The following is a 25,755-nucleotide window of genomic DNA, read 5'->3' on the forward strand; positions in this document are numbered from 1 at the left end:
AGGTGCCATGGCACTGACAGCATCAGTCAAGGAAGAACTTTCCCGGCTGGACATCAAGAAGTCCTCGGTCCGTAAGGCTGAAGTGTCGGCTATGCTCCGCTTCGCCGGCGGACTGCACATCATCTCCGGCCGGATCGTGATCGAGGCTGAAGTCGACCTCGCCTCAACCGCCCGGCGGCTGCGCGCGGCCATCGCCGAGGTCTACGGGCATCAGAGTGAAATCATCGTCGTCTCCGGCGGGGGACTGCGCCGCGGCAGCCGCTACGTGGTCCGGGTGGTGCGCGACGGCGAGGCCCTGGCCCGCCAGACCGGCCTCCTTGACGCCCGCGGACGCCCGGTCCGCGGCCTCCCCTCGGTGGTGGTGAACGGTTCCGCCTCCGACGCCGAGGCAGTGTGGCGCGGGGCGTTCCTCGTCCATGGTTCCCTCACCGAACCCGGACGCTCCTCCGCCATGGAGGTCACCTGCCCCGGACCGGAATCGGCACTGGCCCTCGTCGGCGCGGCGCGCCGCCTCGGCATCCAGGCCAAGGCCCGCGAGGTCAGGGGAGTGGACCGCGTCGTGATCCGCGACGGCGACACCATCGCCGCGCTGCTGACCCGGATGGGCGCGCACGACGCCCTGATGGTCTGGGAGGAACGCCGGATGCGCAAGGAAGTCCGGGCCACCGCCAACAGGCTGGCCAACTTCGACGACGCCAACCTGCGCCGCTCGGCGCAGGCCGCCGTGGCCGCGGGAGCCCGCGTGGACCGTGCCCTGGAGATCCTTGGCGACGACGTCCCGGAGCATCTCAAGTACGCGGGCGAACTGCGCGTGGCGCACAAACAGGCCAGCCTGGACGAGCTCGGCAGGATTGCCGATCCCGTGATGACGAAGGACGCCATGGCCGGCCGGATCCGGCGGCTCCTGGCCATGGCGGACAAACGGGCCCAGGACCTTGGCATCCCCGGTACGGAGGCCAATGTGACTCCGGACATGCTGGACGAGTAGCCTCTCCCCAGAAACAATTGCCGAATCAGATCCAGACGGTGGAAATACCTCAGCGACGCCGGAGGTTATGCGCACCGGATTCCGGATTCACCACAACCGTCCGGGTGCCATACCATCCGGGTGCACCATCCGAGAGTTACCGAACCGGACAACCCGTCCACGACATTGGAGGATTTTTGTGACCGAGTACGTACTGCCCGAACTCAGCTATGACTATGCAGCGCTGGAGCCCCACATTTCCGCGAGGATCATGGAGCTGCACCACAGCAAGCACCATGCCGCCTACGTGACGGGCGCCAACAACGCCCTGGCCCAGCTCGCCGAAGCGCGCGAGAAGGGCGACTTCGCCAACATCAACCGGCTGTCCAAGGACCTCGCCTTCCACACCGGCGGCCACATCAACCACTCCGTGTTCTGGAACAACCTCTCACCCGACGGCGGCGACAAGCCCGAGGGCGAGCTCGCGGCCGCCATCGACGACGCGTTCGGCTCCTTTGACGCCTTCCGCGCCCAGTTCAGCGCGGCGGCCCTTGGCCTGCAGGGCTCCGGCTGGGGTTTCCTCGCCTACGAGCCGATCGGCGGCAACCTCGTGATCGAGCAGCTCTACGACCAGCAGGGCAACGTCGCGTTGGGCACCACCCCGCTGCTGATGCTGGACATGTGGGAGCACGCCTTCTACCTGGACTACGTCAACGTCAAGGCCGACTATGTCAAGGCCTTCTGGAACATCGTCAACTGGGCCGACGTCGCCAAGCGCTTCGATGCGGCCCGCAGGAACGCCACCGGGCTCATTACCCTCTAAGGGTGTTGTAGTGCACATCCGTTTGTAACAAAGCTCACATTTCGCGCCGTTGGGGCCGAATCGTGGACGGCCTGCCCCCGCACTTGCGGGGGCAGGCTTAGTTAAACGTAAGATAGGTCACGGAAGGCGGTTAGCCTTCAGCAATGTGGCTGGTCGCCCTCCGATCTGGTAATCATCTCTGCCCAATGGCGTGCGGGATCTGTTAGTTGGCTTGAACGCCCGACTCAACTAGTCGTGCTTGCAAAAGCACCAAGGAGACTGAAAACGTGACCACCCGTATTGGTATCAACGGCTTCGGCCGCATCGGCCGCAACTACTTCCGCGCCGCCCTGGCCCAGGGGGCAGACCTGGAGATCGTTGCCGTCAACGACCTCACCAGCCCGGAAGCCCTCGCCCACCTGCTCAAGTACGACTCCGTCGGCGGGCGCCTGCAGGAGACCATCGAGGTCAAGGACGGCAACATCGTCGTCGACGGCAACATCATCAAGGTCCTCGCCGAGCGCGATCCGGCGAAGCTGCCCTGGGGCGAGCTGGGCGTCGACATCGTCATCGAGTCCACCGGCTTCTTCACCAAGGCCTCGGACGCGCAGAAGCACATCGACGCCGGCGCCAGGAAGGTCCTGATCTCCGCTCCCGCCTCGGATGAGGACATCACGATCGTGATGGGCGTCAACCACGAGCTCTACGACCCGGCAGCGCACCACATCATCTCCAACGCGTCCTGCACCACCAACTGCCTCGGCCCGCTGGCCAAGGTCATCAACGACTCGTTCGGCATCGAACGCGGCCTGATGACCACCATCCACGCCTACACCGCCGACCAGAACCTGCAGGACGGCCCGCACAAGGACCTCCGCCGCGCCCGCGCCGCCGCCATCAACATGGTCCCCACCTCGACGGGTGCGGCCAAGGCAATCGGCCTGGTCCTGCCGGAGCTCAAGGGCAAACTCGACGGCTACGCCATCCGAGTCCCGGTCCCGACCGGTTCGGCCACGGACCTGACAGTCACCGTGTCCCGCGAAACCACGGTGGCGGAAGTCAACGCCGCCCTCAAGGCCGCTTCCGAATCCGAGGCGCTCCAGGGCCTGCTGACCTACACCGACGAGCCGATCGTCTCCTCGGACATCGTCGGCGACCCGGCGTCGTCGATCTTCGACTCCGGCCTGACCAAGGTGATCGGCAACCAGGTCAAGGTTGTTGCCTGGTATGACAACGAATGGGGCTACTCGAACCGCCTCGTGGACCTCACGGAGCTTGTCGCAGCCAAGCTGGGCTAGGGTAAGACACATGACATTCCACACCCTCAACGAACTGATCGCTGATGGTGTCCGCGGGCGGTACGTTCTGGTCAGAAGTGACCTGAACGTGCCGCTCGACGGCTCTACAGTGACTGACGACGGCCGCATCAAGGCCTCCCTGCCAGTGCTGGAGAAGCTCACGGACGCCGGTGCCCGCGTGCTGGTCACGGCACACCTCGGCCGCCCCAAGGGCGCCCCGGAAGAGAAGTACTCGCTGAAGCCCGCCGTGTCGCGCCTGGCCGAGCTTGCCTCGTTCAAGGTCTCCCTCGCGCAAGACACGGTCGGCGGCTCGGCGAAGGAACTCGCCGCGGCGCTGCAGGACGGCGAAGCCCTCGTGCTGGAGAACGTGCGCTTCGACGCCCGCGAAACGTCCAAGGACGACGCCGGGCGCGGCGCCTTCGCGGACGAGCTGGTGGCCCTCACCGGAGCCAGCGGCGCCTTCGTGGACGATGCCTTCGGCGCCGTGCACCGCAAGCATGCCAGCGTGTACGACGTCGCGGCCCGGCTGCCGTCCTATCAGGGCGACCTGGTCCGCACGGAGGTCGAGGTGCTTCGCAAGCTCACCACCGACACCCAGCGCCCCTACGTGGTGGTGCTCGGCGGTTCCAAGGTCTCGGACAAGCTCGCCGTGATCGACAACCTGATCGGCAAGGCGGACACCATCCTGGTCGGCGGCGGCATGCTGTTCACCTTCCTCGCCGCGGCGGGCCACAAGGTGGCCGGCAGCCTGCTGGAAGAGGACCAGATCCCGGTCGTCCAGGACTACCTCAAGCGCGCCGCGGACGCCGGAACCGATTTCGTGGTCCCCACCGACGTTGTGGTGGCCAGCAAGTTCGCCGCCGACGCCGAGCACGAGACGGTCCGCGCGGAGGCGATCGAGGACAGCAGCTTCGGCGCCCAGGGCATCGGCCTGGACATCGGACCCGAGTCGGCAGCCGCCTTCGCGGAACGGATCAAGGGCGCCAGGACGGTGTTCTGGAACGGTCCGATGGGCGTCTTCGAGTTCCCGGCGTTCGCGGCCGGCACCCGGGCGATTGCCCGGTCGCTGACGGAGACGGAGGCGTTCACGGTCGTCGGCGGCGGCGACTCCGCCGCGGCAGTCCGGACCCTCGGCTTCGCCGATGACCAGTTCGGCCACATTTCCACCGGTGGCGGCGCCAGCCTGGAATACCTTGAAGGCAAGGAACTCCCCGGACTGACCGTCCTGGACCGCTAAGCAATCCAGCCGGCGGCGCGCCCGTCCCGCACAACGCGGGTCCGCAACTATTCGGGCGCGCTGCCGGCTGCTTCCCTGACTGATTCTTTCGATCCGCCTCTTTCGATCCGCACCTCTTTGGAGACAATGTGACAACGTCAACCAACGGCACGTTTGACCGCACGCCCCTCATCGCAGGCAACTGGAAGATGAACATGGACCATGTCCAGGGCATCACCCTCCTGCAGAAGCTGGCATGGACCCTGTCCGACGCCAAGCACGACTACAGCCGGGTGGAGGTTGCCGTCTTCCCGCCGTTCACGGACCTCCGCGGCGTCCAGACCCTCGTCCAGGGCGATGAGCTGGAGCTTGTCTACGGCGGCCAGGATCTCTCCCCGTCCGACTCCGGCGCGTACACCGGAGACATCTCCGGGCAGTTCCTCGCCAAGCTCGGCTGCCAGTACGTCCTCGTCGGCCACAGCGAACGCCGCACCCACCACCACGAGTCCGATGAGCTGCTCAACGCCAAGACCAAGGCCGCCTTCCGCCACGGCCTCACGCCCGTGCTCTGCGTCGGCGAAGGCCTCGAAGTCCGGCAGGCGGGCACCCACGTCGAGCACAGCCTCACCCAGCTCCGCGCCGGCGTCGAAGGCCTCACGCCGGAGCAGGCCACCGAGCTCGTGGTCGCCTATGAGCCGGTCTGGGCCATCGGAACCGGCGAGGTCGCCGGACCCGGGGATGCCCAGGAATTGTGCGCCGCCATCCGGGCCGAGCTGTCCACCCTCTTCGGTGCGGACGTCGCCGCCAAGGCCCGGCTGCTCTACGGCGGCTCGGTCAAGGCCAACAACGCGGCGTCCATCCTCAAGGAACGCGACGTGGACGGATTGCTTGTCGGCGGTGCCAGCCTGGATGCTGCCGAGTTTGCTAATATTGTGAGGTTCGAGAGTCACCTGCTGACGGATTAGTCCGGACACAGGTTTGGCCCCCGCAATCCAATTCTTCTGAAAGGCCGTCGTGGACGTTCTTCATGTCATTCTGCAGGTGCTTCTGGGCATCACCAGCCTCCTGCTGACCTTGCTCATCCTGCTCCATAAGGGACGTGGAGGCGGTCTGTCCGACATGTTCGGTGGCGGCATGAGCTCGGGACTCAGCTCCTCCGGCGTTGCCGAGCGGAACCTCAACCGCTTCACGATCATCCTGGGTGTCACCTGGGGCGTCGTGATCATCGCCCTCGGGCTGTTGATGCGGTTCAGCACCGGAGCCGACTCCTAGGACTCCGCGGAAAATCTTCATATGGGGCCCTTATGGCCCTCCCGGCATCGGGAACTCCGAACTACACTGTCGCTGGTTGTACGCACGTTCCAACAGTCCAGTAGCCAGGAGTTCCCGATGCTGCATTCCGCTTCCGGATTCAAGGGCATCCGTGTAGGAGCCACCGAAGGGGCCACACCCCGCCACGAGCCACTGGACGGGGCTGGCGTACGCCAGCCCCGTATCCGCGTCTCCTATGTGTGCGCCAAGGGACACGAGACCGCCTTGGTGTTCGCCCAGCTTCCCGAAGACCAGATCCCCGGGGTCTGGGACTGCCGCCGCTGCGGCGGCACGTCGACCCGGGACGAGGCGCAGTTCGCGCTCGAGGACACCCCAGTCGAAGGCTTCAAAAGCCACTTGGAATACGTTAAGGAACGGCGCTCCAGCCAGGACGCCGAAGACGTGCTGGCCGGAGCGCTCGAGAGGCTACGAGCCGGACAGGCCCTTCCGGATTAGCTGCTCCGGGACCCGGGCCGCCGCGTTTTCGTCGATCAGCCACAGAGTCTTCTCGCGTCCCCGGGGGCCGGCCGCCGGAACCTGGACCGGGTTGGCGCCGGCGAGTGCCAGTCCCACGGCTCCGGCCTTGTCCTCGCCCGCCACCACCATCCACACCTCCGAGGCCGTATTGATCGCAGGCAAAGTGAGGGAAACCCTGGCCGGCGGCGGCTTGGGCGAATTGCGCACCCCCACCACCGAGAGCTCTTTCTCACGGATGCCTGCCTGCTCCGGGAACAGCGACGCCACATGGGCATCAGGCCCCACACCGAGCAGGACGACGTCGAAGCGGGGGAGCATGCGGGGGTCGTCCGGGCGCTCATCCGACATGTCGGCGGCATGTTCCGCCGCCGCCGCCTCGGCCAGCCGCCGGGCGTAGTCTTCAGCGGCCTCCTCCGGGGTGCCGAAGTCCCCGGCCGCTCCCGGAACGTGCACCCGGGCCGGGTCCACCGGAATGTGCGAGAGCAGCGCCTCATGCGCCTGGCGCGCGTTGCGCTCGGCGTCGTCGGCGGCGACGAAGCGTTCGTCACCCCACCAGAAATTGACCTTGGACCAGTCGACGGCCGGGGCCGCGGGCGACTCCGCGACAGCCTTGAGCGAACCGATCCCCATCGAGCCCCCGGTAAGCACCACCGTCGCCTCGCCGTGTTTGTCTTGGATATCCACAAGCTTGGTGATCAGGCGGGCCGCGATCGCAGCCATCAGGACGGTCGAGTCGGGATGGATGCTTACTCTGGGGTCAGCGCTCACTGGGACGGACACTCCTTAGATTGGTACGTGGCAGTCCAATAGTAATCACTTCGCCGAAGACTTCGTCCGGATCGAGGCGGCGGAGCTCTTCGGCCAGGCAGTCCTTGAGGTTCCGGCGCGGCAGCGAGATGCGCTGCGCGGGCTGGCCGGGCTGGGTCAGTTCGGCGATGGTGAGGCCGGGCCGGAACAACTGGACATCGCCGCCGGTCCGGGTCAGCCGGACCCGCCGGATGCCGGTGCCTGCAGGATCCGCCACGATCGTGACCGGTGCGTCCAGCGCGAGGGTAAGCCACGCGGCGAGCAGGATGGTGCTGGGGGAGTCCGAGGCACCTTCGACGGCGACAGCCGTCACGGGGGAATCGTCGACCTGGTCCAGCACCGCGGCCAGCTGGATCCGCCAGTTGGTGAGGCGGGTCCAGGCAAGGTCCGTGTCGCCGGCCTTGTAGGTCCGGCGGATGTTGTCCAGGGCACGCTGCGGATCGGCCTCGTTGGCCGAGTCCGTGATCCGGCGGTGCGCGATCCGCCCGATGGACGTCTCGCAGGCGTTCTTCGGGGCACCGTGCGGCCACCAGGCCACAATCGGCGCATCCGGCAGCAGCAGGGCCGCCACGAGCGACTCGCTTTCCTCGGCGAGTTCGCCGTAGCCGCGGAGCAGGATCACCTCGGAGGCGCCCGCGTCGCCGCCGACCCGGATCTGCGCATCAAGCCTCGTCGGGGCGGAGGCCCCGGCGTCCGCCAGCACGATGATCCGGCAGGGGTGCTCCCGGCTGGCCTCGTTGGCGGCCTCGATCGCCTCCTCCTCCAGCCCGGACTTGGTGACGACCACGAGGGTGAGCACGCGGCCCAGGGCAATCACGCCGCCCTGCTCGCGCAAAGCCATGATCTTCTTGGAGATTTTGGACGTTGTTGTATCGGGAAGATCTACGATCATGGCCTTCTCCAGGTTCGTCCGTCGCGGGCAAGCAGCTCATCGGCCGAGGCGGGGCCCCAGCTTCCGGGCGCGTAGGGCTCGGGCTGTTCATCGAGGCTGGCCCAGTAGTCCTCGAACGGGTCCAGGATCTTCCAGGACAGCTCGACTTCCTGGTGCCGGGGGAACAGCGGCGGTTCACCGAGCAGCACATCGAGGATGAGCCGCTCGTAGGCCTCCGGGCTGGATTCCGTGAAGGAGTGGCCGTAGCCGAAGTCCATCGTGACGTCGCGGACTTCCATCTGGGTGCCGGGGACCTTGGAACCGAAGCGGATGGTGGCGCCCTCGTCGGGCTGGACCCGGATCACGACGGCGTTCTGGCCGAAGTCGTCCTCGCCGTGGTCGGTGAACAGCAGGTTCGGGGCCCGCTTGAGCACGACGGCGATCTCGGTCACCCGGCGCCCCAGCCGCTTGCCGGCCCGCAGGTAGAACGGCACGCCGGACCAGCGGCGGGTGTTGATGTCCACCCGGATCGCGGCGAAGGTCTCCGTCTTGGAGTCTTCCGGGATCCCGTCCTCCGCCAGGTAGCCGACGACCTTCTCGCCGCCCTGCCAGCCGCCGGTGAACTGCCCGCGGGCCGAGTGCGTGGAGAGGTCCTCCGGCAGCCGGACGGCGGCGAGGACCTTTTCCTTCTCGGCGCGGAGGTCGTCGGCGTTGAAGGAGATCGGCTCCTCCATCGCGGTCAGGGCCAGCAGCTGCAGCAGGTGGTTCTGGATGACGTCGCGGGCCGCGCCGACGCCGTCGTAGTAGCCTGCCCGGCCGCCGGTGCCGATGTCCTCGGCCATGGTGATCTGGACGTGGTCCACGTAGTTGGCGTTCCACAGCGGCTCGAACAGCTGGTTGGCGAAGCGCAGCGCCAGGATGTTCTGCACCGTCTCCTTGCCCAGGTAATGGTCGATCCGGAAGACCGCGTCCGGCGGAAAGACCGACTCGACGATGTCGTTCAGCTGCCGGGCCGATTCGAGGTCATGCCCGAACGGCTTCTCGATCACGACGCGGCGCCAGTTGTCGCCCTCGGCCTCGGCCAGGCCGTGCTTGGACAGCTGCCGGCAGACCAGTTCGAAAGCCTTGGGCGGAATCGACAGGTAGAACGCATGGTTTCCCCGCGTGCCGCGCTGCTCATCCAGCTCATCGATCGTGGCGCTGAGCCGCTCGAACGCCTCGTCGTCGTCGAACTCGCCCTGCACGAAGCGGATCCCCTCGGAGAGCTGCTTCCACACGATCTCATCGAACGGCGTCCGGGCGTAGGCCTTGACCGCGGCCTTGACCTCCGCAGCGAAGTCCTCGTTGTCCCACTGGCGCCGGGCGAAGCCGACGAGGGCGAAGCTCGGCGGCAGCAGCCCGCGGTTGGCGAGGTCGTACACGGCTGGCATGAGCTTCTTGCGGGCGAGGTCCCCCGTGACACCGAAAAGGACCAGCGACGACGGTCCGGCAATACGGTTCAGCCGGCGGTCCCGCGGGTCCCGGAGCGGGTTGCGCCCCCGGCCCGTGGACCTCCGGCCGTCGGTCATTGTTTCTGGCATGGTTGTGTGGGTGCCTTAGCTTTTGGTGGAGGGGGCTGCCTGGCCGGCCAGGGCCGAGACCAGGTCCTGCAGCTGCCGGACGCCCGCGGCGCGGTCCGTGAGGTGGAGGCGCAGGACCGGGCGGCCGTGTCCGGACAGGACCTGGGCGTCCCCGGCGGCCTGCGCGGAGATCAGCTCACCGAAGGTGAAGGGACGGTCCGGGATGGCGAGGTCGGTGGCGGACGCCGCCGTCACCTGGAGGAACACACCGATGGCGGGTCCGCCCTTGTGGAACTGGCCGGTGGAGTGCAGGAACCGCGGGCCCCAGCCGAAAGTGACGGGACGGCCGCTGAGCGCCGCCAGCTGGTCCCGGACACCCTCGAGGGGCGCGTAGGCGAGCCGGTCGAAGTAGGCCTGGACGCTCAGGTAGCCGTCCGGGCCTAGCTCGCCGAGCAGCGCGCTGACCGCGTCGGCTGCCGTGCCGGCACCGCCAAGCCATTCCCCGCCGCGGACCTCGATGGCACCGTCGGTGAAGTCGGCCGGGGTCGGTTCCGGCTGGGCATCCAGGAGGCCGCGGGCAGCCACTTTCGCGGCCTCGACGTCGGGCTGGTCAAAGGGGTTGATGCCGAGCAGGCGGCCTGCCACGGCGGTGGCGAATTCCCAGGCCATCATCTGGGTCGGGAGCCCGCCCGCGATGGCCACTTCATTTTCGCCGAGTTCGACGTCGGCATCCACCGCAACAAGGCGGATCACCAGGACATCCGGGGCACCGAGGGTGGCCTCGGGCGACTTCGGTCCTGCCACGACCGGCAGCACGCCGGTGCCGAGCTTGCCGGTGGATTCGGCGATGAGCTGTTCGGCCCAGTCGGCGAAACCAGCGATCCCGGAGCCGTCCTCGGCGATCACGATCTTGTTGCGCAGCGGGTTGGTGCCGCCCAGCGCCGCGGCGAGGGCGAGGCCGATGTTTTCCTCCGAGTCATCGTTCAGGACTTCCGCGGCTTCCTCGGCCTCGTCCAGGAATGCCTGGATGTCCACGCCGGCCAGGCCGCAGGGCACCAGTCCGAACGCGGTGAGGGCCGAGTAGCGTCCGCCGACGTTCGGATCCGCATTGAAGACGGCGCGGTAGCCGGCCTCACGGGCGGATTTGTCCAGCGGCGAGCCCGGATCGGTGACGATGATGATCCGGCTCTTGGCGTCGACGCCGGCCTCGGTGAAGGCGTGTTCGAAAATCCGGCGCTGCGAGTCTGTTTCCAGGGTGGAGCCGGACTTCGAGGACACCACGATCGCGGTTTCGCCCAAACGGTCCGCCAGGGCGGCCGAAACCTGTTCGGGATCGGTGCTGTCCAGCACGGTCAGCTCGACGCCGGCGGTCCCCGCGATGACCTCCGGGGCCAGCGAGGAACCGCCCATGCCGCACAGCACGATCCGGCTGACGCCCTCGTCGCGGAGCGCATCGCGGAGCGCAAGGATGTCCGCGACGAGCGGTTGCGAGACGGTGGCCGCCTCAACCCAGCCGAGCCGGACGGAAGCCTCGGCCTCGGCGTCGGGACCCCACAGGGTGGCGTCCTTGGCGAAGATCCGGGTGGCGATCTTGTCTTCCAGCAGGGCCGGGAAGTGCTGTTCGTGGGCCTGACGGGCAGCGCCCGTGGCGTCGTAGCTGAGAGTCGTCATGGAGGACTATGCGTCCTTCCGTGCAGCGGCGAGGGCTGCCTCGACGTCGCCGAGCAGTTCCTTCCAGCTGGCCACGAACTTGTCGAGGCCTTCGGACTCGAGCACCGCGACAACCTCGTTGTAGGAGATGCCGAGCGCTTCCAGGGCGTCGAGTGTCGCGTTCGCTTCCTGGTAGGTGCCGGTGACGGTGTCGCCGGTGATGACGCCGTGGTCGAAGGTGGCGTTGAGCGTCTTCTCCGGCATGGTGTTCACGACGCCGGGAGCGACGAGCTCCGTGACGTAGAGGGTGTCCGGGTAGGCCGGGTCCTTCACGCCGGTGGAGGCCCACAGCGGGCGCTGGGGGAGGGCGCCGGCGTCGGCCAGGAGCGCCCAGCGTTCGGTGGAGAAGAGTTCCTCGTAGACCTGGTAGGCCAGGCGGGCGTTGGCCACGCCGGCCTTGCCCTTCAGGGCGCGGGCTTCGTCGGTGCCGATCGCGTCGAGGCGCTTGTCGATTTCGGTGTCCACTCGGGAGACGAAGAAGGATGCCACGGAGTGGATCTTGGAGAGGTCGTGGCCGTTCTCCTTGGCCTGCTCGAGGCCGTTCTGGAAGGCGTTGATGACGGCGCGGTAGCGCTCGAGGGAGAAGATCAGGGTCACGTTCACGCTGATGCCGGCCGCGAGGGTTGCCGTGATGGCCTCCAGGCCTTCGAGCGTGGCGGGGATCTTGATGAAGACGTTTTCCTTGTTGACCTGGCCGTAGAGCTCCTTGGCCTCAACGATGGTGCCGGCGGTGTCCCAGGCCAGGCGGGGGTCCACCTCGATGGAGACGCGGCCGTCGACGCCCTTGGTGGCGGCGGCCACCGGTGCGAAGAGGTCACAGGCGTCGGCGACGTCGGTCGTGGTGATCGCGAAGACGGTCTCCTCGACGCTGGCGCCGGCTGCCGCCTGGGCGGCGATGACGGCGTCGTAGTCGTGGCCGGTGCTGATGGCGGCGTGGAAGATGCTCGGGTTCGTGGTGACGCCGACAACGTTCTTCTCTTCGATGAGCTGGCGCAGGCTGCCGGTGGTGAGGCGACTGCGGGAGAGGTCGTCGAGCCAGATGGAGACGCCGGCGTCGGAGAGCTGCTGGGTGGGGGTGGAGCTGGGGCTGGTAGTCATGTTTAACTCCTGAAAGTCTGGGGCCGGATTGCTGCGGCCCGGAAAGCGTGGTTTTGAATCAGGCGGTGAGGCCGGCCAGGGAATCCCTGGCGGCCGCGGTGACGGCTTCGGCAGTGATGCCGAATTCCTGGAAGAGGCGCTTGTAGTCGGCGGAGGCGCCGAAGTGCTCGAGGGAGATGGAACGGCCGGCGTCGCCGACGAATTCCTTCCAGCCCAGCGCGAGTCCGGCTTCGACCGAGACGCGTGCCTTGACTGCAGCGGGCAGGACCGCTTCACGGTACGCGGCGTCCTGCTGGTTGAACCATTCCACGCAGGGCATGGAGACGACGCGGGTGGGGATGCCTTCGGCCTGGAGGGCTTCGCGGGCATTGACAGCGAGCTGGACCTCGGAGCCGGTGCCGATCAGGATGACCTTCGGCGCCGCGGTGGCGCCGTTGGCGGAAGCTTCGGCCAGCACGTAGCCGCCCTTGGCGACGCCGGCGGTGGAGCCGAAGGTGTCGCCCTCCGCTTCGCCGGTGCCGCGGGCGTAGGTCGGGATGTTCTGCCGGGTCAGCACGATCCCGGCGGGGTTCCCGTGGTTTTCCAGCATGATCTTCCAGGCCGCTGCGACCTCGTTCGCGTCTCCCGGGCGGACGACGTCCAGGCCCGGGATGGCCCGGAGCGAGGCGAGCTGCTCCACCGGCTGGTGGGTGGGTCCGTCTTCGCCCAGGCCGATCGAGTCGTGGGTCCAGACGTACAGCGACGGGACGCCCATCAGGGCACCGAGCCGGATGGCCGGGCGCTGGTAGTCGCTGAAGATCAGGAAGGTGCCCGAGAACGCCCGGGTGCGCCCGTGCAGGGAAATGCCGTTCACGATCGACGCGGCGGCGTGCTCGCGGATGCCGAAGTGCAGGACCCGGCCGTAGGGGTTGCCCTTCCACGCCTCGGTCTGCCGGGAGGAGGGGATGAACGAGGGCGAGCCTTCGATTGTGGTGTTGTTCGACTCCGCGAGGTCCGCGGAGCCGCCCCACAGTTCCGGCATGACCGGGCCGATCGCGTTCAGGACCTTGCCGGACGCGGCGCGGGTGGAGACGTCCTTGCCTGCTTCGAAGACCGGGAGGGCCGCGTCGAGTTCGGCCGGAAGCTTGCGGGCCTCGATGCGCTCCAGGAGCGCGGCGCCCTCGGGGTTGCCGGCCTGCCAGGCCTCGAACGCGTCCTGCCATGCGTTGCGGGCCGCGGCGCCGCGGTCGGCAGCTTTCCGGGTGTGGGCGAGGACGTCGTCGTCGACCTGGAAGGAACGCTCCGGATCGAAGCCGAGGACCTTTTTCAGGCCTGCGACTTCCTCGGCGCCCAGGGCGGAGCCGTGGATCTTGCCGGTGTTCTGCTTCTTGGGGGCCGGGTAGCCGATGATGGTGCGCAGCGAGATGATGGACGGCTTGGAGGTCTCGGACTTCGCGGCGAGCAGCGCGGCGTGGAGTTCCTGCACGTCCTCGACGTATTCGCCGGTCCGGGTCCAGTCGACGCGCTGGACGTGCCAGCCGTAGGCCTCGTAACGCTTCAGGACGTCCTCGGTGAACGCCACATCGGTGTCGTCCTCAATGGAGATGTGGTTCTCGTCGTAGATCACCACGAGGTTGCCGAGTTCCTGGTGCCCGGCCAGCGAGGACGCCTCGGAGGTGACACCTTCCTGCAGGTCGCCGTCGGACGCGATCACCCAGATCGTGTGGTCGAACGGGCTGGCGCCCTCGGCGGCGTCGGCGTCGAAGAGGCCGCGCATCCGGCGCTGGGAGTACGCGAAACCGACCGCGGACGCGAGGCCCTGGCCCAGCGGGCCGGTGGTGATCTCGACGCCGGCGGTGTGCTTGTATTCCGGGTGGCCCGGGGTCAGCGAGCCCCAGGTCCGCAGCGCCTGCAGGTCCTTCAGCTCCAGGCCGTAGCCGGAGAGGAACAGCTGGATGTACAGGGTCAGGGAGGTGTGGCCGGGGGAGAGGACGAAACGGTCCCGTCCCAGCCAGTCCGGGTTCTTCGGGTCGTGCCGCATCAGCTTCTGGAACAGCAGGTACGCGGCCGGAGCCAGACTCATCGCGGTCCCCGGGTGGCCGTTACCGACCTTCTCCACGGCGTCCGCAGCGAGAACGCGGACAGTGTCCACCGCACGCTGGTCCAAGCTGGTCCATGACAGTTCTTGCTCTTCCAAATGTGGCACGAAAACCGGGCCCCTCTCTGTGCTGACGGCGGGTGGAATGGTCAGTCCCGTCCGGGCACAGTTCGGTGCCCGCTGCGGTACGTCCCAGCCGTTCACCATCGAAACGTTGATCTATCTTCAGTCGCGCCGGCAACTGCACGTGTCCGGACACAGTTACGTCTCTGGCGGCTATCGCCCGTGCGCGCTGATCTGCAGATAGCTTAGCCCTATTCCACCTGTCGGGTGGCGTATATCTCACCAATTGGACCGGATTTGTCGCTTATATGAATCACCGCCCGGCGCCGCGGCGGTGAGCCCGCGTTAACCTGTTCGAATCACGGCGGTGTTCCGGCGGCTTCATCACGGCAACTTCATGACGGCAACCCGGGACCCCGACGTCGGCGGGTCACGGTATGATGGTGCGTGGCTACCAACGGGGGGCGAGGACACGCCCGTACGCGGTGCGCGGACCCCCTCCAGCAACGCGCCGGATTCAAGGCGCACTGCGAAAACCAGCCCGACTGAACAGCCAGACAGAACAGAGTGACTGCCACCGTGAGCACAATCGATACGCCGCTGAACGCCTCCACGATCCCCGGAAAGATCGGCTTCTCCCGCAAAGCCAAGGCATACTTGGCGCTCACGAAGCCCCGCGTCATCGAGCTTCTGCTCGTGAGCACGCTGCCGACCATGATCTACGCCCAACGCGGGTTCCCGTCAATCGGTCTGATCCTGGCAACGCTCGTGGGCGGCGCCTTCGCGGCAGGCAGTGCCGGTGCCTTCAACTGTTACATCGACCGCGACATTGACAAGCTCATGCACCGCACGGAGAAACGGCCGCTGGTCACGGGCGAAGTGACGCCGCGCGAGGCACTCGTCTTCTCCTGGCTCCTGGGCGCGGCGGCGATTGCCATTCTCTGGTTCGGAGCCAACCCCCTCGCTGCGTGGCTCGGCCTTGGCGCCATCGTCTTCTATGTGGTCATCTACACGATGATCCTCAAGCGCCGCACCGCGCAGAACATCGTCTGGGGCGGGGCTGCGGGCTGTTTCCCGGTGCTGATTGCCTGGGCCGCCGTGACCAACACGGTGGAGTGGCCCGCCGTCGTCCTCTTCATGGTGATCTTCCTCTGGACCCCGCCGCACTACTGGCCGCTGTCCATGCGCTACGGCGAGGACTACCGTAACGCCAACGTGCCGATGCTCGGTGCCATCGCCGGCGCCAAGGTGGTCTCGGTGCAGGTTGTACTGTACGCGTGGGCCATGGTCGTCTGTTCGCTGCTGATGGTTCCGGCCGGTGGCGCAGGCTGGGTCTACACCGTCACCGCCGTCGTCGCGGGTGCCTGGTTCCTGTACGAATCGCACGCGCTGTACAAGCGGGCGCAGGGCGGGGACGTTTCCAACAAGGGCGCCATGAAGGTCTTCCACGGCTCGATCAGCTACCTGACCCTGCTCTTCATCGCCCTGGCCGTAGACCCGTTCGTCGGTTCCGCCATCGTCGGCGGCTAGCACTTTTCCCCTGGCCACCATCGCAGGCTGCTCCTGGATGGAGGTTCATCTGCGGGCGACCGACACAGGCAGCACCGAACTGCGGAGGCACAAGGCGCCGGTGCGCTATCGCCCCGCAAGCTGGCTCCATCGCTCTGAGACCATGGAGCCAGCCTTTGCGGGAATCGGCATCCGGAGAGAATGCCGCGCAGCCTGCCCCCAAAAACTACTTGCCGGACCACGTCCCAACCACAGGGTAAACGCCGGAGGGCTGGCTGGCAACGACCCATGTAACAAGAACTGGAATCAAGTGAGCACCTAATTGTCAAGTCCGTTTTCTGCATGTAAGGAACATTGCCGGGCTGAACCAGCAGCGTGACAGACCGGTTGATCCCGTTGTACAGTCCTGTCACGGACTTCCTCGTTCCAGCGCTGGAGACGCCGGACGTGTGCAGGCCGGTTCCGGACTCACCCGGGACACGGAACAAAGGAATAGCCAATGTCGCCGGAGCCGTCGTCCTTTCCATCCAGCAGCGACAGCCAACACCCGGAGGCACCCGCTGTAAACGGGAAGCCTGAGGATGAGGCTTCGGGGATACGCCGACAGGCCGCGGAGATCGTCGAGGCGGTGCTGTCGCAGACTTCACCAGAGAACGCCCCCACGCGGGATCAACTTCGCAAACACCTTGCCTCCAACCCAGGACGCCCGGAAATAGCACTCGCGGAGCATCTGGTCTCCCTCGGTTCCCTGGCCGATTACACGGGTGGCGTGCATCAAGTGCAGCGCCCGCACGTCCCGTCAGAGGGGAAAGACGCCGTCGAAACGACGGCCACGGCGACAACCGAGAGTGCTTCGCGCATTCAGGCGGTCCTGGCACACCGGACGCTGTTGACGGCTTTCCAGCCGATATTCGATCTCTCCACTGCCGCAGTCGTCGGTGTCGAAGCGTTCACACGGTTCGTCAGCGACGGGAGCGACAGCGCCGACTACTGGTTTACCGAGGCCGCCAACGCACAGCTCGGTAGCGAACTTGAATTCGCGGCGCTGGAGTCCGCCCTTACTGCCGCGCAGCACCTGCCTGCCCACCTGTACGTGGCGTTGAAACTCTCCCCGGCCATTTGCCTGGACCCGCTCCTGCCGGAATTTCTTCAGGAATCGGGGCTGTCCCCCGGGCGGACGGTACTTCAGCTCACCGAGGCGCTGACCGACGAGGAGCCCGCCGCCCTTGCTGCAGCGCTGGCACCCCTGCGACGGCGCGGAGTCCGCCTGGCGATTGACCATGTGGGCTCGTACTTTGCCTCGATCCGCCACGTCAGGCAGCTCGAACCAGACATCATCAAGCTTGACCGGAACCTCATCGAGGGAATCGACACCGACCCGCTGCGCCACGCCTTCAGCGAGGCCATGACCGGCATCGCCGGTCAGATCGGTGCGTCGGTTACCGCGGAAGGAATCGAAACCAGTGCTGAATTCGCAGCCGTCACCGGGCTCGGATTAACAGCCGGGCAGGGTTACTTCCTGGGCCGGCCATCCACCCGGCCTCAGGACTGGGACAGCTGGAGCATCCCCGCGCACGCCTTCGAGTCGTTGACGGATCCTGACGCGTCCGCGCGGTCATGAAGACGAACGACGGTCTGCCGCCGGGCAGGACAAAGCCCACGGCACTGTTTCGACGGCGGAACCGGTGATCCCTACCAGCTGCGAGAATCGTTGAGGCCACATCCCTGGCGGCTGCACTGTCGGGCGCTGATGTGCCAGTCTGGCTGCGTGCCAGCCTCGGACGGAAAGGGGTGCTTCTCAGCGACGAGGCAGGCCGCTGCGCGCCTACCTCGGATGCCTACTTGACCGGGCTGTCGCGGGCGAGGTCGGCGGCGTTCGTGGCGGCGCTCATCAGCAGGGCGGCCCCCAGCATGTGCGTACCGACAAGCAGCGCCGGGATGCCGTTGTAGTACTGGGTGAAGCCGATGATGGCCTGCAGCACGGTGACGCCCAGGAGCAGGAGCACGGCGGTGCGGAACGGCCCGGAGATCCGGCCGCGGAGCACCAGGACCAGCCCGAAGAGTGCGCCGGCGGTCACCAGGTAGGCGGGCACGGCGTGGATGTGCGAGAACAGGTCCCAGTCGAGTTCATTCCGCGGGGCATCGGCGTCGCCCGCATGCGGGCCCGCTCCGGTCACCACCACGCCCAGGCAGACCGCCACGGCGGAGATGAGCGCGACGGCGGTCATCACCGGGCGTGCGGCGCCCGGGAGCGCGGCGAGCCCGGCAACCCGGGCCTTGCCCGTGCGGCCGTAGGCGCGGTTCACCAGCAGGGTCGCGAGGACCACGAGGCCCATGGAGACGAGGAAGTGCAGGCCCACCACCCAGGGGTTCAGCCGGGTCAGTACCGTGATGCCGCCGATCACGGCCTGCGCCGGGATGCTGGCGAGCAGGCCGAGGGCCGGCAGGAAGAGGTCGCGGCGTTCCTTGCGCAGGTTCCACAGGTACACGAGCATCATCACGGCGACGGCGGCCAGCGCGAAGGTCAGGAGCCGGTTGCCGAACTCGATGATGCCGTGGATCCCCATTTCCGGGGTGTTCACGAGCGAGGCGTCCGTGCAGCGCGGCCAGGTGGGGCAGCCAAGTCCCGAGGCGGTGAGCCGGACAGCGCCGCCGGTCACCACCAGCACTGTCTGGCCTATCAGGGACAAAACGGCCAGCCGCTTGACCGTCTTGTCAACGGTGACGGGCAGCCGGGAGGTGATCCCGGAGATGATCCGGGGTGGGCGTGACGCCGTACTCACAGTTTTCTCAATTCCACTTGAACCAACGGGTGGCTGCGCCGCCGGCAAGTGCCGTCCAGAGCAGCAGGACAAGCACGGCACCAGCATTGATGCTGCCGTGCAGGAAAGCGTCCCTCAGCGCCTGGCCCAGCGCACCCGAGGGAAGGACATGCACCACGGCCTGCGCCAGCGCAGGGAGCCGTTCGGCCGGGATAACAATCCCGCCCAGCGCCCCGAGCAGGATCCACAGCAGGTTGGTGATGGCAAGGGTCGCCTCCGGCCGGACCGTTCCGGCGACGAGCAGGCCCAGTGCCGTGAAGGACGCGGCCCCGAGGACCAGCAGGGCCAGGCCGGGCAGCCAGCCCGCCGGCTCGGGCTGCCAGCCCAGTATCAAGGCCACGGCCGTTACGACGAGCACTTGCAGCAGCAGCACAGCCAGGACGGCCAGGCCCTTGCCGGCAATCAGCCCGGTGCGGCCCAGAGGGGTCGTGGAGAGAAAGCGCAGGACTCCGTAGCGGCGGTCGAAACCGGTGGAGATGCCCTGGCCGGTGAAGGCGGTGGACATGGCGCACAGCGCCAGGATGCCCGGGACGGCGATATTGATCCGGCTCGAACCGAGCCCGTCAAGCAGCGGCGTGACGGTCAGGCCCACCATCGCCAGCAGCGGCAGCACAATCGCGAGGATCAGCTGCTCGCCGTTCCGGAGCATGGTGATCGTTTCGTACCTGCCCTGCAGCGCGATCCGCCGCAACAACGGAGCGGGCGCACGGCCAGGCGCCGCGCCGCCGCGAGCCGAACTGCCGAGCGGCGCACTGCCGCGAGGTGAACTGCCGGAAACGCGGGTCATCGGATCTCCCTTCCGGAGATGTCCAGGAAGACATCCTCGAGGCTGCGTGCTTCAAGGCTGAGGGAGCTGGGCATGATCCCGCGCGCGGACCACCACGCGGTGATCGCGGCCAGATCGGCGGGGGTGAGGGCGCCGGTGGCGGCGTAGCTGCCGGCCCGCGCTTCGGTGACGTCGACGGCGTCGGGCAGCACCCCGGTGAAATCCAGCCCGGGTTCTGTCTCGAACAGCAGGGTGCGGATGTGCTGCTCCCCGGCGCCGGCCGGAAGCTTGTGCTGCAGGAGCTGGGCGACGGTTCCCTCGGCGACGTTGCGGCCTCCATCGATGATGTAGACATAGTCGGCGAGGCGCTGGGCATCGTCCATGAGGTGCGTGGTCAGGATGATCCCCATCCCGCGGTTGCGGAGTTCGGAGATGAGCTCAAAGACCAGCTGGCGGGACTGCGGGTCCAGGCCGGCGCTCGGCTCATCCAGGAAGAGCACCTCGGGATTCCCGACGAGGGCTGCGGCGAGGGCGAGGCGTTGCTTCTGTCCGCCGGAGAGCCGCCGCACCGAAGTCCGGCTGAAGCCGTCGATGCCAAGGCGTGCAATGAGCTCCTCGACGGGCCACGGTTCCTGGTACATGCCTGCGATGTGCTTGAGCAGCGGAATGGGCCGGGCCGACGGCGGCAGCCCACCGTCCTGGAGCATCACGCCGACGCGCGCGCGCAGTCCGGCCCCGGCCGTGTCCGGGTCCTGGCCTAGCAGACTGATGCTTCCCGCGGTACGCTTCTGGAGTCCCTGGGCGCATTCGATGGTGGTGGTCTTGCCGGCACCGTTGGCGCCCAGCAGTGCCGTGACCTGTCCTCGTTCGGCGACAAGGGAGAGGCCGCTGACCACCCGCAGCATCTTGCCGTCAAGGGTGGGCAGCGGACCAACATCCTTGACTAGCCCGCTGATGGACAGGACGGGGGATTCGGGAGATCGCACCAGAGCATTCTACGCGATGTAGTACGCGCGGCCGGGTGCGGTGCCGGATCCCGACAGCACGGAAGCCGACGGCACGGACGCGGACCGGAGGGAAGCCCTGCCTTACTGGATCGCGGGACTAAATTACGACATGATTGTGTTGTGTATTCCATGAGCCCCTCTTCTTCTGCTGCCCTTGCCGGGCATGGTGCGTCACACGCGCCCCAGGCGGCTGGGGCACCTCATCCGCCCGTGGCGGTGGCGCAGGCGGCCGACGCCGATGAGCGGACCCGGGACCGCGTGCTGAACGCGGTACTGGAACACGGACCCATCAGCGCCGCCGAACTCGGCGACCTGCTCGGCTTCACTCCCGCCGCGGTGCGCCGCCACCTGGACCACCTCGCACGCCACGGCGTGATCGAGGTCAAGCGGGTTGCCCGTGCCGGCGCCGGAGCGGGACGCCCCGCACGCCGCTATGTCCTCAGTTCCCAGGGCCAGTCCACGCTCGGCAACGACTACCTCGACATCGCCACCCTGGCGCTGCAGCGCCTCGGCGAGATGGCCGGCCCCGAAGCCGTGCGGCAGTTCGCCGTCGAACGCTTCGGCGAAATGGAAAGCCGCTACGCACCCGAGATCGACGCCGCCGGACCGGACATCACAGCCCGCGCGCAGGCGCTGTCCGAGGCCCTGAGCCGCGACGGCTTCGTCGCGTCCGCGGCCTCCCGTGAAGCCAAGGCGCCCCTGCCGGCGGCGCTCTCAAGCGTCCAGCTGTGCCAGGGGCACTGCCCCATCCAGCAGCTGGCCGCGCAGTTCCCCGTGTTCTGCGATGTGGAGACCGAAGTGTTCTCCCGGCTGGTCGGCGTCGACGTCCGCCGGCTCTCCACGCTGGCGCGCGGCGGCCACGTCTGCACCACCCACATACCCACAGGCCGTCCGGCGGCCAGGGGGCTTTACAGCCCCGCGACCACCCCGGGCAACCTGGACGAAGTATCCAACCATCTGCAAGAAAGGCCGTGATGACGGACCAACTATCAGAGAAGAAGGTTGCTGAATCCACTGTGATTTCGGAGATTCTGGAAAAGAATCCCGAGCTCCACGGAATCGGCACCTATGAGTACGGCTGGTCCGACAAGAACGATGTCGGGGCCAATGCCCGCCGCGGTATCAATGAAGACGTCGTCCGCGACATTTCGGCCAAGAAGAACGAGCCGGAATGGATGCTCGACCTTCGGCTCAAGGGCCTGAAGTACTTCGACCGCAAGCCCATGCCCACGTGGGGTGCAGACCTCTCCGGCATCGACTTCGACAACATCAAGTACTTCGTGCGGTCCACCGAGAAGCAGGCCGCAACCTGGGAAGACCTCCCCGAGGACATCCGGAACACCTACGAGAAGCTGGGCATCCCGGAAGCGGAGCGCAGCCGCCTCGTCTCCGGCGTCGCAGCCCAGTACGAGTCCGAGGTTGTTTACCACCAGATCCGCGAGGACCTGGAACAACAGGGTGTCATCTTCCTGGACACCGACACCGCGCTGCGCGAACACCCGGAGATCTTCCAGGAGTACTTCGGCACCATCATCCCGGTGGGCGACAACAAGTTCGCGTCGCTGAACACTGCCGTGTGGTCCGGCGGTTCCTTCGTGTACGTGCCCAAGGGCGTCCACGTGGACATCCCCTTGCAGGCCTACTTCCGCATCAACACGGAAAACATGGGCCAGTTCGAACGCACGCTGATCATCGCGGACGAGGACTCCTACGTCCACTACATCGAAGGCTGCACCGCACCGATCTACACCTCGGACTCGCTGCACTCCGCCGTCGTGGAAATCATCGTGAAGAAGGGCGCCCGCGTCCGCTACACGACCATCCAGAACTGGTCCACCAACGTGTACAACCTGGTCACCAAGCGCGCCATCTGCGAAGAGAACGCCACCATGGAGTGGATCGATGGCAACATCGGCTCCAAGGTCACCATGAAGTACCCGGCCGTCTACCTCGTGGGCGAAGGCGCCAAGGGCGAGACCCTGTCCATCGCGTTCGCGGGTGAAGGCCAGCACCAGGACACCGGCTCCAAGATGGTCCACATCGCGCCGAACACCAAGAGTTCGATCGTGTCCAAGTCGGTGGCCCGCGGCGGCGGCCGTGCTGCGTACCGCGGCCTGGTCCAGGTCCGCGAAGGCGCCAAGCACTCGGCCAACACGGTCCGCTGCGACGCGCTCCTGGTGGACACCATCAGCCGGTCGGACACCTACCCGTACATCGACATCCGCGAGGACGACGTGACCATGGGGCACGAGGCCACGGTCTCGCGTGTCAGCGAAGAGCAGCTGTTCTACCTGATGTCCCGCGGCATGCGCGAAGACGAGGCCATGGCGATGATCGTCCGCGGCTTCATCGAGCCGATTGCCCGCGAGCTCCCGATGGAATACGCCCTTGAGCTGAACCGACTGATTGAACTGCAGATGGAAGGATCGGTCGGTTAATGACTGACATCACTACTGAAAAGGCCCGCGTCGGCGCGCCCTCATCCCAGCCGTTCATCAACGGTTTCACCGAGGAAGGCGAAAGCCTTTCACCCGTGAACGCCGCGGAGTCGAAGTCACCGCTGGCGGGCGACGCCGTCAAGCGCCATTCGCACGGTGGCGGCGTCGGCATCCCGGACAGCTCACGTGCCGGCCGCCTGACCTCCTACAAGCTGGCGGACTTCAAGCCGCTGACCGGCATGGAGGAAGACTGGCGGTTCACCCCGCTCAAGCGCCTCCGCGGCCTGCACACCGACGTCCTCAACGGTGCCGCACCGTCCGTGAGCGTCACCGCTCCGGACAGCGTCACGGTGGAGACCGTCGGCCGTGACGACCGCCGGATCGGCTCCGCCGCCATCCCCGAGGACCGCGTCTCCGCGAACGCCTGGGAGAACTTCTCCGAGGCCACCGTCATCACCGTTCCGGCCGAGGTCCAGGTTGACGGCGAGGTCACCGTCCTGCTGACCGGCCAGGGCACCGAGGCTTCCGCGCAGCACGTCGTGATCGTCGCGGAAGAGCTCTCCAGGTCCGTCGTGGTCCTGGACCACCAGGGCACCGCCGTCGTGTCGGAAAACGTCGAGATCGTGGTTGGGGACGGCGCGCAGCTGACCGTCATCTCGCTCCAGGAATGGAACGACGACGCCGTGCACGCCTCCTCGCAGCAGGTGAAGCTCGGCCGCGACGCCAGGTTCAAGCACATCGTCGTCAGCCTCGGCGGCGACCTGGTGCGGGTCACGCCTTCGGCCCGCTTCACCGCCCCGGGCGCCGAAGTGGAACTGTTCGGCCTGTATTTCGCCGACGCCGGCCAACACCTCGAGCAGCGCCTGTTCGTGGACCACGCCGTCGCCAACTGCAAGTCCAACGTCCTGTACAAGGGCGCCCTGCAGGGCCGCAATGCGCACACCGTGTGGGTGGGTGACGTTCTGATCCGCAAGGAAGCAGAAGGCACCGACACCTACGAGGCCAACCGCAACCTGGTCCTGACCGACGGCGCCCGCGCGGATTCCGTGCCGAACCTTGAGATCGAGACCGGCCTGATCGCCGGCGCCGGCCACGCCAGCGCCACCGGACGTTTCGACGACCAGCACCTGTTCTACCTGATGGCCCGCGGCATTCCGGAAGAAGTGGCCCGCCGCCTGGTGGTCCGCGGCTTCCTGAACGAGATCATCCAGCAGATCAAGGTTCCGGCCATCGAAGAGCGACTCACGGCCGCTGTCGAGCGCGAACTCGCGGCAACGAACCACTAGACAGCACAGGAAACCATCAATGACTGAACAGCCAAGGGGCGAGCTGGTCTGCAACGCCAGCGAGATCCAACTCAAGCAGGCGCTGCGGATCCTGATCGACGACTACCCCGTAGCGATCGTGAAGGACTCGATGGGGGAGATCCACGCCATCGGCGACACCTGCTCGCACGCGGACATCTCCCTCTCCGAAGGAGAGGTTGAAGGCTGCAAGATCGAGTGCTGGGGCCACGGTTCCCAGTTCGACCTGCGCAGCGGCGAGCCGCTCCAGCTGCCGGCCTATGATCCCGTTCCCGTCTTTGCCGTCACCGTCCTGGATGACGAGGTCTATGTGGACTTCACCAACGTCCTGAACGGTGCCGAGGCTCCGACCTTCAGCTAGCTGCCTGCAGCCGGCAACCCGCACCAGAATACTTATCGACCAGAAACCGCACAGTGCCGGAGCGCACGGTGCAGAGGAGAACAAGGCACATGTCTACTCTTGAGATCAAGGACCTGCACGTCAGCATTGACACCGAGCAGGGCACAAAGGAAATCCTGAAGGGCGTCAGCCTGACCATCAGGACCGGCGAGACCCACGCCATCATGGGCCCCAACGGCTCCGGCAAGTCCACGCTGGCGTCCACGATCGCCGGCCACCCGCGCTACAACGTCACCTCCGGCTCGATCACCCTCGACGGCGAAGACGTCCTCGCGATGACCGTTGACGCCCGCGCCCGCGCCGGCCTGTTCCTGGCCATGCAGTACCCGGTCGAGGTTCCCGGCGTGAGCATGACGAACTTCCTGCGCACCGCCAAGACGGCCATCGACGGCGAAGCACCCAAGCTGCGCACGTGGACGAAGGACGTCAAGGCTGCCATGGCGCAGCTGCGCATCGATGCGGACTTCACCCAGCGCAATGTCAACGAAGGCTTCTCCGGCGGCGAAAAGAAGCGCGTCGAGATCCTTCAGCTGGAGCTCTTCAAGCCGAAGTTCGCCATCCTCGACGAGACCGACTCCGGCCTCGACGTCGACGCGCTGAAGGTTGTCTCCGAGGGCGTCAACCGCGCTCACGCCGAAGGCAACATGGGCACCCTGCTCATCACGCACTACACCCGGATCCTGCGCTACATCAAGCCGGAATTCGTGCACGTGTTCGTCGATGGCCAGGTTGTGGAAGAGGGCGGCCCGGAGCTCGCCGACCGCCTCGAAGAAGAAGGCTACGACCGCTACGCCACCGGCGCAGGGGCGGCCACCATCGCTGCCGCCTCGGCTGCAGCTCAGGCGTAGTTAGGACTCCGCAATGACCGAACTCAATGTGGCCCGCACGGGCCTCGAGGATGTCGAAGAGGCACTCAAGGATGTGATCGACCCGGAACTCGGGGTCAACATCGTTGATCTGGGCCTGCTCTACGGGCTGAAGTACTCAGACGACGACGGCGCCCTGCTGATCGACATGACGCTCACCACGGCCGCCTGCCCGCTCACCGATGTGATCGAGGAGCAGGTCGGCAAGGCCCTGGACGGGGTCGTCGACGAATGGCGCCTCAACTGGGTCTGGATGCCGCCGTGGGGTCCGGAACGGATCACCGAGGACGGCCGCGACCAGATGCGGGCCCTCGGCTTCAACATCTAAATCCCCACCGCCTCCCCGCGCTCCCCGCGCGAAACGAACGGCGGGCCCACCTCCCAGAG

Annotated in this window: 24 protein-coding genes; 15 read left to right on the top strand and 9 right to left on the bottom strand. The window is 66.9% G+C overall.

Annotated features, from left to right (window positions below):
* The first annotated feature begins 7 nt into the window (after positions 1-7).
* The 7 genes from whiA (at position 8) to ACVWZ8_RS18255 (ending at position 6,050) form a co-directional block, all read left to right on the top strand.
* Positions 8-988, top strand: coding sequence for a DNA-binding protein WhiA (whiA, locus tag ACVWZ8_RS18225; protein ID WP_426977970.1), 981 nt, complete (start codon positions 8-10; stop codon positions 986-988).
* 178 nt (positions 989-1,166) lie between these two features.
* Positions 1,167-1,790: a superoxide dismutase gene (locus ACVWZ8_RS18230; protein ID WP_426977968.1), complete on the top strand. Its 624-nt coding sequence runs from the start codon at positions 1,167-1,169 to the stop codon at positions 1,788-1,790.
* 266 nt (positions 1,791-2,056) lie between these two features.
* The gene (gap, locus tag ACVWZ8_RS18235) at positions 2,057-3,067 is read left to right on the top strand and encodes a type I glyceraldehyde-3-phosphate dehydrogenase (protein ID WP_426977966.1); all 1,011 of its coding nucleotides are present in this window, start codon (positions 2,057-2,059) and stop codon (positions 3,065-3,067) included.
* Positions 3,068-3,077: 10 nt separating this feature from the next.
* Complete coding sequence (locus ACVWZ8_RS18240; RefSeq protein WP_426977964.1) at positions 3,078-4,304, top strand: phosphoglycerate kinase; 1,227 nt, start codon at positions 3,078-3,080, stop codon at positions 4,302-4,304.
* A gap of 128 nt (positions 4,305-4,432) precedes the next feature.
* Complete coding sequence (gene tpiA / locus ACVWZ8_RS18245; RefSeq protein WP_456505411.1) at positions 4,433-5,248, top strand: triose-phosphate isomerase; 816 nt, start codon at positions 4,433-4,435, stop codon at positions 5,246-5,248.
* Between the two features lie 49 nt (positions 5,249-5,297).
* Complete coding sequence (gene secG / locus ACVWZ8_RS18250) at positions 5,298-5,555, top strand: preprotein translocase subunit SecG (protein ID WP_120950437.1); 258 nt, start codon at positions 5,298-5,300, stop codon at positions 5,553-5,555.
* A gap of 117 nt (positions 5,556-5,672) precedes the next feature.
* Entirely contained in the window at positions 5,673-6,050 is a 378-nt protein-coding gene (locus ACVWZ8_RS18255) for an RNA polymerase-binding protein RbpA (protein ID WP_426977960.1), read from the top strand.
* On the opposite strand, the gene pgl is transcribed toward ACVWZ8_RS18255, so the two are convergent.
* From pgl to tkt, 6 genes are read right to left on the bottom strand one after another with little or no spacing between them, the layout of a single operon-like run.
* Positions 6,021-6,839: a 6-phosphogluconolactonase gene (pgl, locus tag ACVWZ8_RS18260; RefSeq protein ID WP_456505412.1), complete on the bottom strand. Its 819-nt coding sequence runs from the start codon at positions 6,837-6,839 to the stop codon at positions 6,021-6,023. The genes ACVWZ8_RS18255 and pgl overlap by 30 nt on opposite strands.
* Positions 6,829-7,770, bottom strand: a complete 942-nt coding sequence (locus tag ACVWZ8_RS18265; protein WP_426977958.1) for a glucose-6-phosphate dehydrogenase assembly protein OpcA — start codon at positions 7,768-7,770, stop codon at positions 6,829-6,831. Before ACVWZ8_RS18265 ends, pgl begins: the two co-directional genes overlap by 11 nt.
* Entirely contained in the window at positions 7,767-9,329 is a 1,563-nt protein-coding gene (zwf, locus tag ACVWZ8_RS18270) for a glucose-6-phosphate dehydrogenase (RefSeq protein ID WP_426977956.1), read from the bottom strand. The genes ACVWZ8_RS18265 and zwf overlap by 4 nt, the downstream gene beginning before the upstream one ends.
* A gap of 15 nt (positions 9,330-9,344) precedes the next feature.
* The gene (locus tag ACVWZ8_RS18275; RefSeq protein ID WP_456505413.1) at positions 9,345-10,979 is read right to left on the bottom strand and encodes a glucose-6-phosphate isomerase; all 1,635 of its coding nucleotides are present in this window, start codon (positions 10,977-10,979) and stop codon (positions 9,345-9,347) included.
* Positions 10,980-10,985: 6 nt separating this feature from the next.
* Positions 10,986-12,116 carry a transaldolase gene (gene tal / locus ACVWZ8_RS18280; protein ID WP_456505414.1) on the bottom strand — a complete coding sequence of 377 codons (1,131 nt, stop codon included), beginning with the start codon at positions 12,114-12,116 and terminating at the stop codon, positions 10,986-10,988.
* 58 nt (positions 12,117-12,174) lie between these two features.
* Positions 12,175-14,292 carry a transketolase gene (tkt, locus tag ACVWZ8_RS18285; RefSeq protein ID WP_456505978.1) on the bottom strand — a complete coding sequence of 706 codons (2,118 nt, stop codon included), beginning with the start codon at positions 14,290-14,292 and terminating at the stop codon, positions 12,175-12,177.
* A 531-nt stretch (positions 14,293-14,823) separates the two neighbouring features.
* Between tkt and ACVWZ8_RS18290 the strand changes: the two genes are divergently transcribed.
* Entirely contained in the window at positions 14,824-15,786 is a 963-nt protein-coding gene (locus tag ACVWZ8_RS18290) for a heme o synthase (protein ID WP_456505415.1), read from the top strand.
* Positions 15,787-16,264: 478 nt separating this feature from the next.
* Positions 16,265-17,386, top strand: coding sequence for an EAL domain-containing protein (locus ACVWZ8_RS18295; protein WP_456505416.1), 1,122 nt, complete (start codon positions 16,265-16,267; stop codon positions 17,384-17,386).
* A gap of 217 nt (positions 17,387-17,603) precedes the next feature.
* Here ACVWZ8_RS18295 and ACVWZ8_RS18300 read toward each other — a convergent pair whose 3' ends face one another.
* Genes ACVWZ8_RS18300 through ACVWZ8_RS18310 form a run of 3 tightly spaced genes read right to left on the bottom strand, consistent with a single transcriptional unit; the run spans position 17,604 to position 20,339 of the window.
* A complete protein-coding gene (locus ACVWZ8_RS18300; protein WP_456505417.1) occupies positions 17,604-18,548 on the bottom strand; it encodes a COX15/CtaA family protein in 945 nt (314 codons plus the stop codon).
* A 7-nt stretch (positions 18,549-18,555) separates the two neighbouring features.
* On the bottom strand, positions 18,556-19,374 hold the full coding sequence (locus ACVWZ8_RS18305; protein ID WP_456505418.1) for an ABC transporter permease: 819 nt from the start codon (positions 19,372-19,374) through the stop codon (positions 18,556-18,558).
* Positions 19,371-20,339, bottom strand: a complete 969-nt coding sequence (locus ACVWZ8_RS18310; RefSeq protein WP_426977945.1) for an ABC transporter ATP-binding protein — start codon at positions 20,337-20,339, stop codon at positions 19,371-19,373. Before ACVWZ8_RS18310 ends, ACVWZ8_RS18305 begins: the two co-directional genes overlap by 4 nt.
* 141 nt (positions 20,340-20,480) lie before the next feature.
* Here ACVWZ8_RS18310 and ACVWZ8_RS18315 point away from each other — a divergent pair, with 141 nt between their 5' ends.
* The 6 genes from ACVWZ8_RS18315 to ACVWZ8_RS18340 all read left to right on the top strand — a co-directional run bounded on the left by ACVWZ8_RS18315 (position 20,481) and on the right by ACVWZ8_RS18340 (position 25,696).
* Entirely contained in the window at positions 20,481-21,335 is an 855-nt protein-coding gene (locus ACVWZ8_RS18315) for a helix-turn-helix transcriptional regulator (RefSeq protein WP_456505419.1), read from the top strand.
* On the top strand, positions 21,335-22,798 hold the full coding sequence (gene sufB, locus ACVWZ8_RS18320; RefSeq protein ID WP_426977943.1) for a Fe-S cluster assembly protein SufB: 1,464 nt from the start codon (positions 21,335-21,337) through the stop codon (positions 22,796-22,798). The genes ACVWZ8_RS18315 and sufB overlap by 1 nt, the downstream gene beginning before the upstream one ends.
* The gene (gene sufD / locus ACVWZ8_RS18325; RefSeq protein WP_456505420.1) at positions 22,798-24,084 is read left to right on the top strand and encodes a Fe-S cluster assembly protein SufD; all 1,287 of its coding nucleotides are present in this window, start codon (positions 22,798-22,800) and stop codon (positions 24,082-24,084) included. Before sufB ends, sufD begins: the two co-directional genes overlap by 1 nt.
* A gap of 19 nt (positions 24,085-24,103) precedes the next feature.
* Positions 24,104-24,463, top strand: coding sequence for a non-heme iron oxygenase ferredoxin subunit (locus ACVWZ8_RS18330; protein ID WP_426977941.1), 360 nt, complete (start codon positions 24,104-24,106; stop codon positions 24,461-24,463).
* Between the two features lie 89 nt (positions 24,464-24,552).
* Positions 24,553-25,350: a Fe-S cluster assembly ATPase SufC gene (sufC, locus tag ACVWZ8_RS18335; RefSeq protein WP_426977940.1), complete on the top strand. Its 798-nt coding sequence runs from the start codon at positions 24,553-24,555 to the stop codon at positions 25,348-25,350.
* 13 nt (positions 25,351-25,363) lie between these two features.
* Positions 25,364-25,696, top strand: a complete 333-nt coding sequence (locus tag ACVWZ8_RS18340) for a metal-sulfur cluster assembly factor (protein WP_056434018.1) — start codon at positions 25,364-25,366, stop codon at positions 25,694-25,696.
* Positions 25,697-25,755 lie beyond the last annotated feature (59 nt).

This window comes from Arthrobacter sp. UYCu723, from assembly GCF_054059215.1.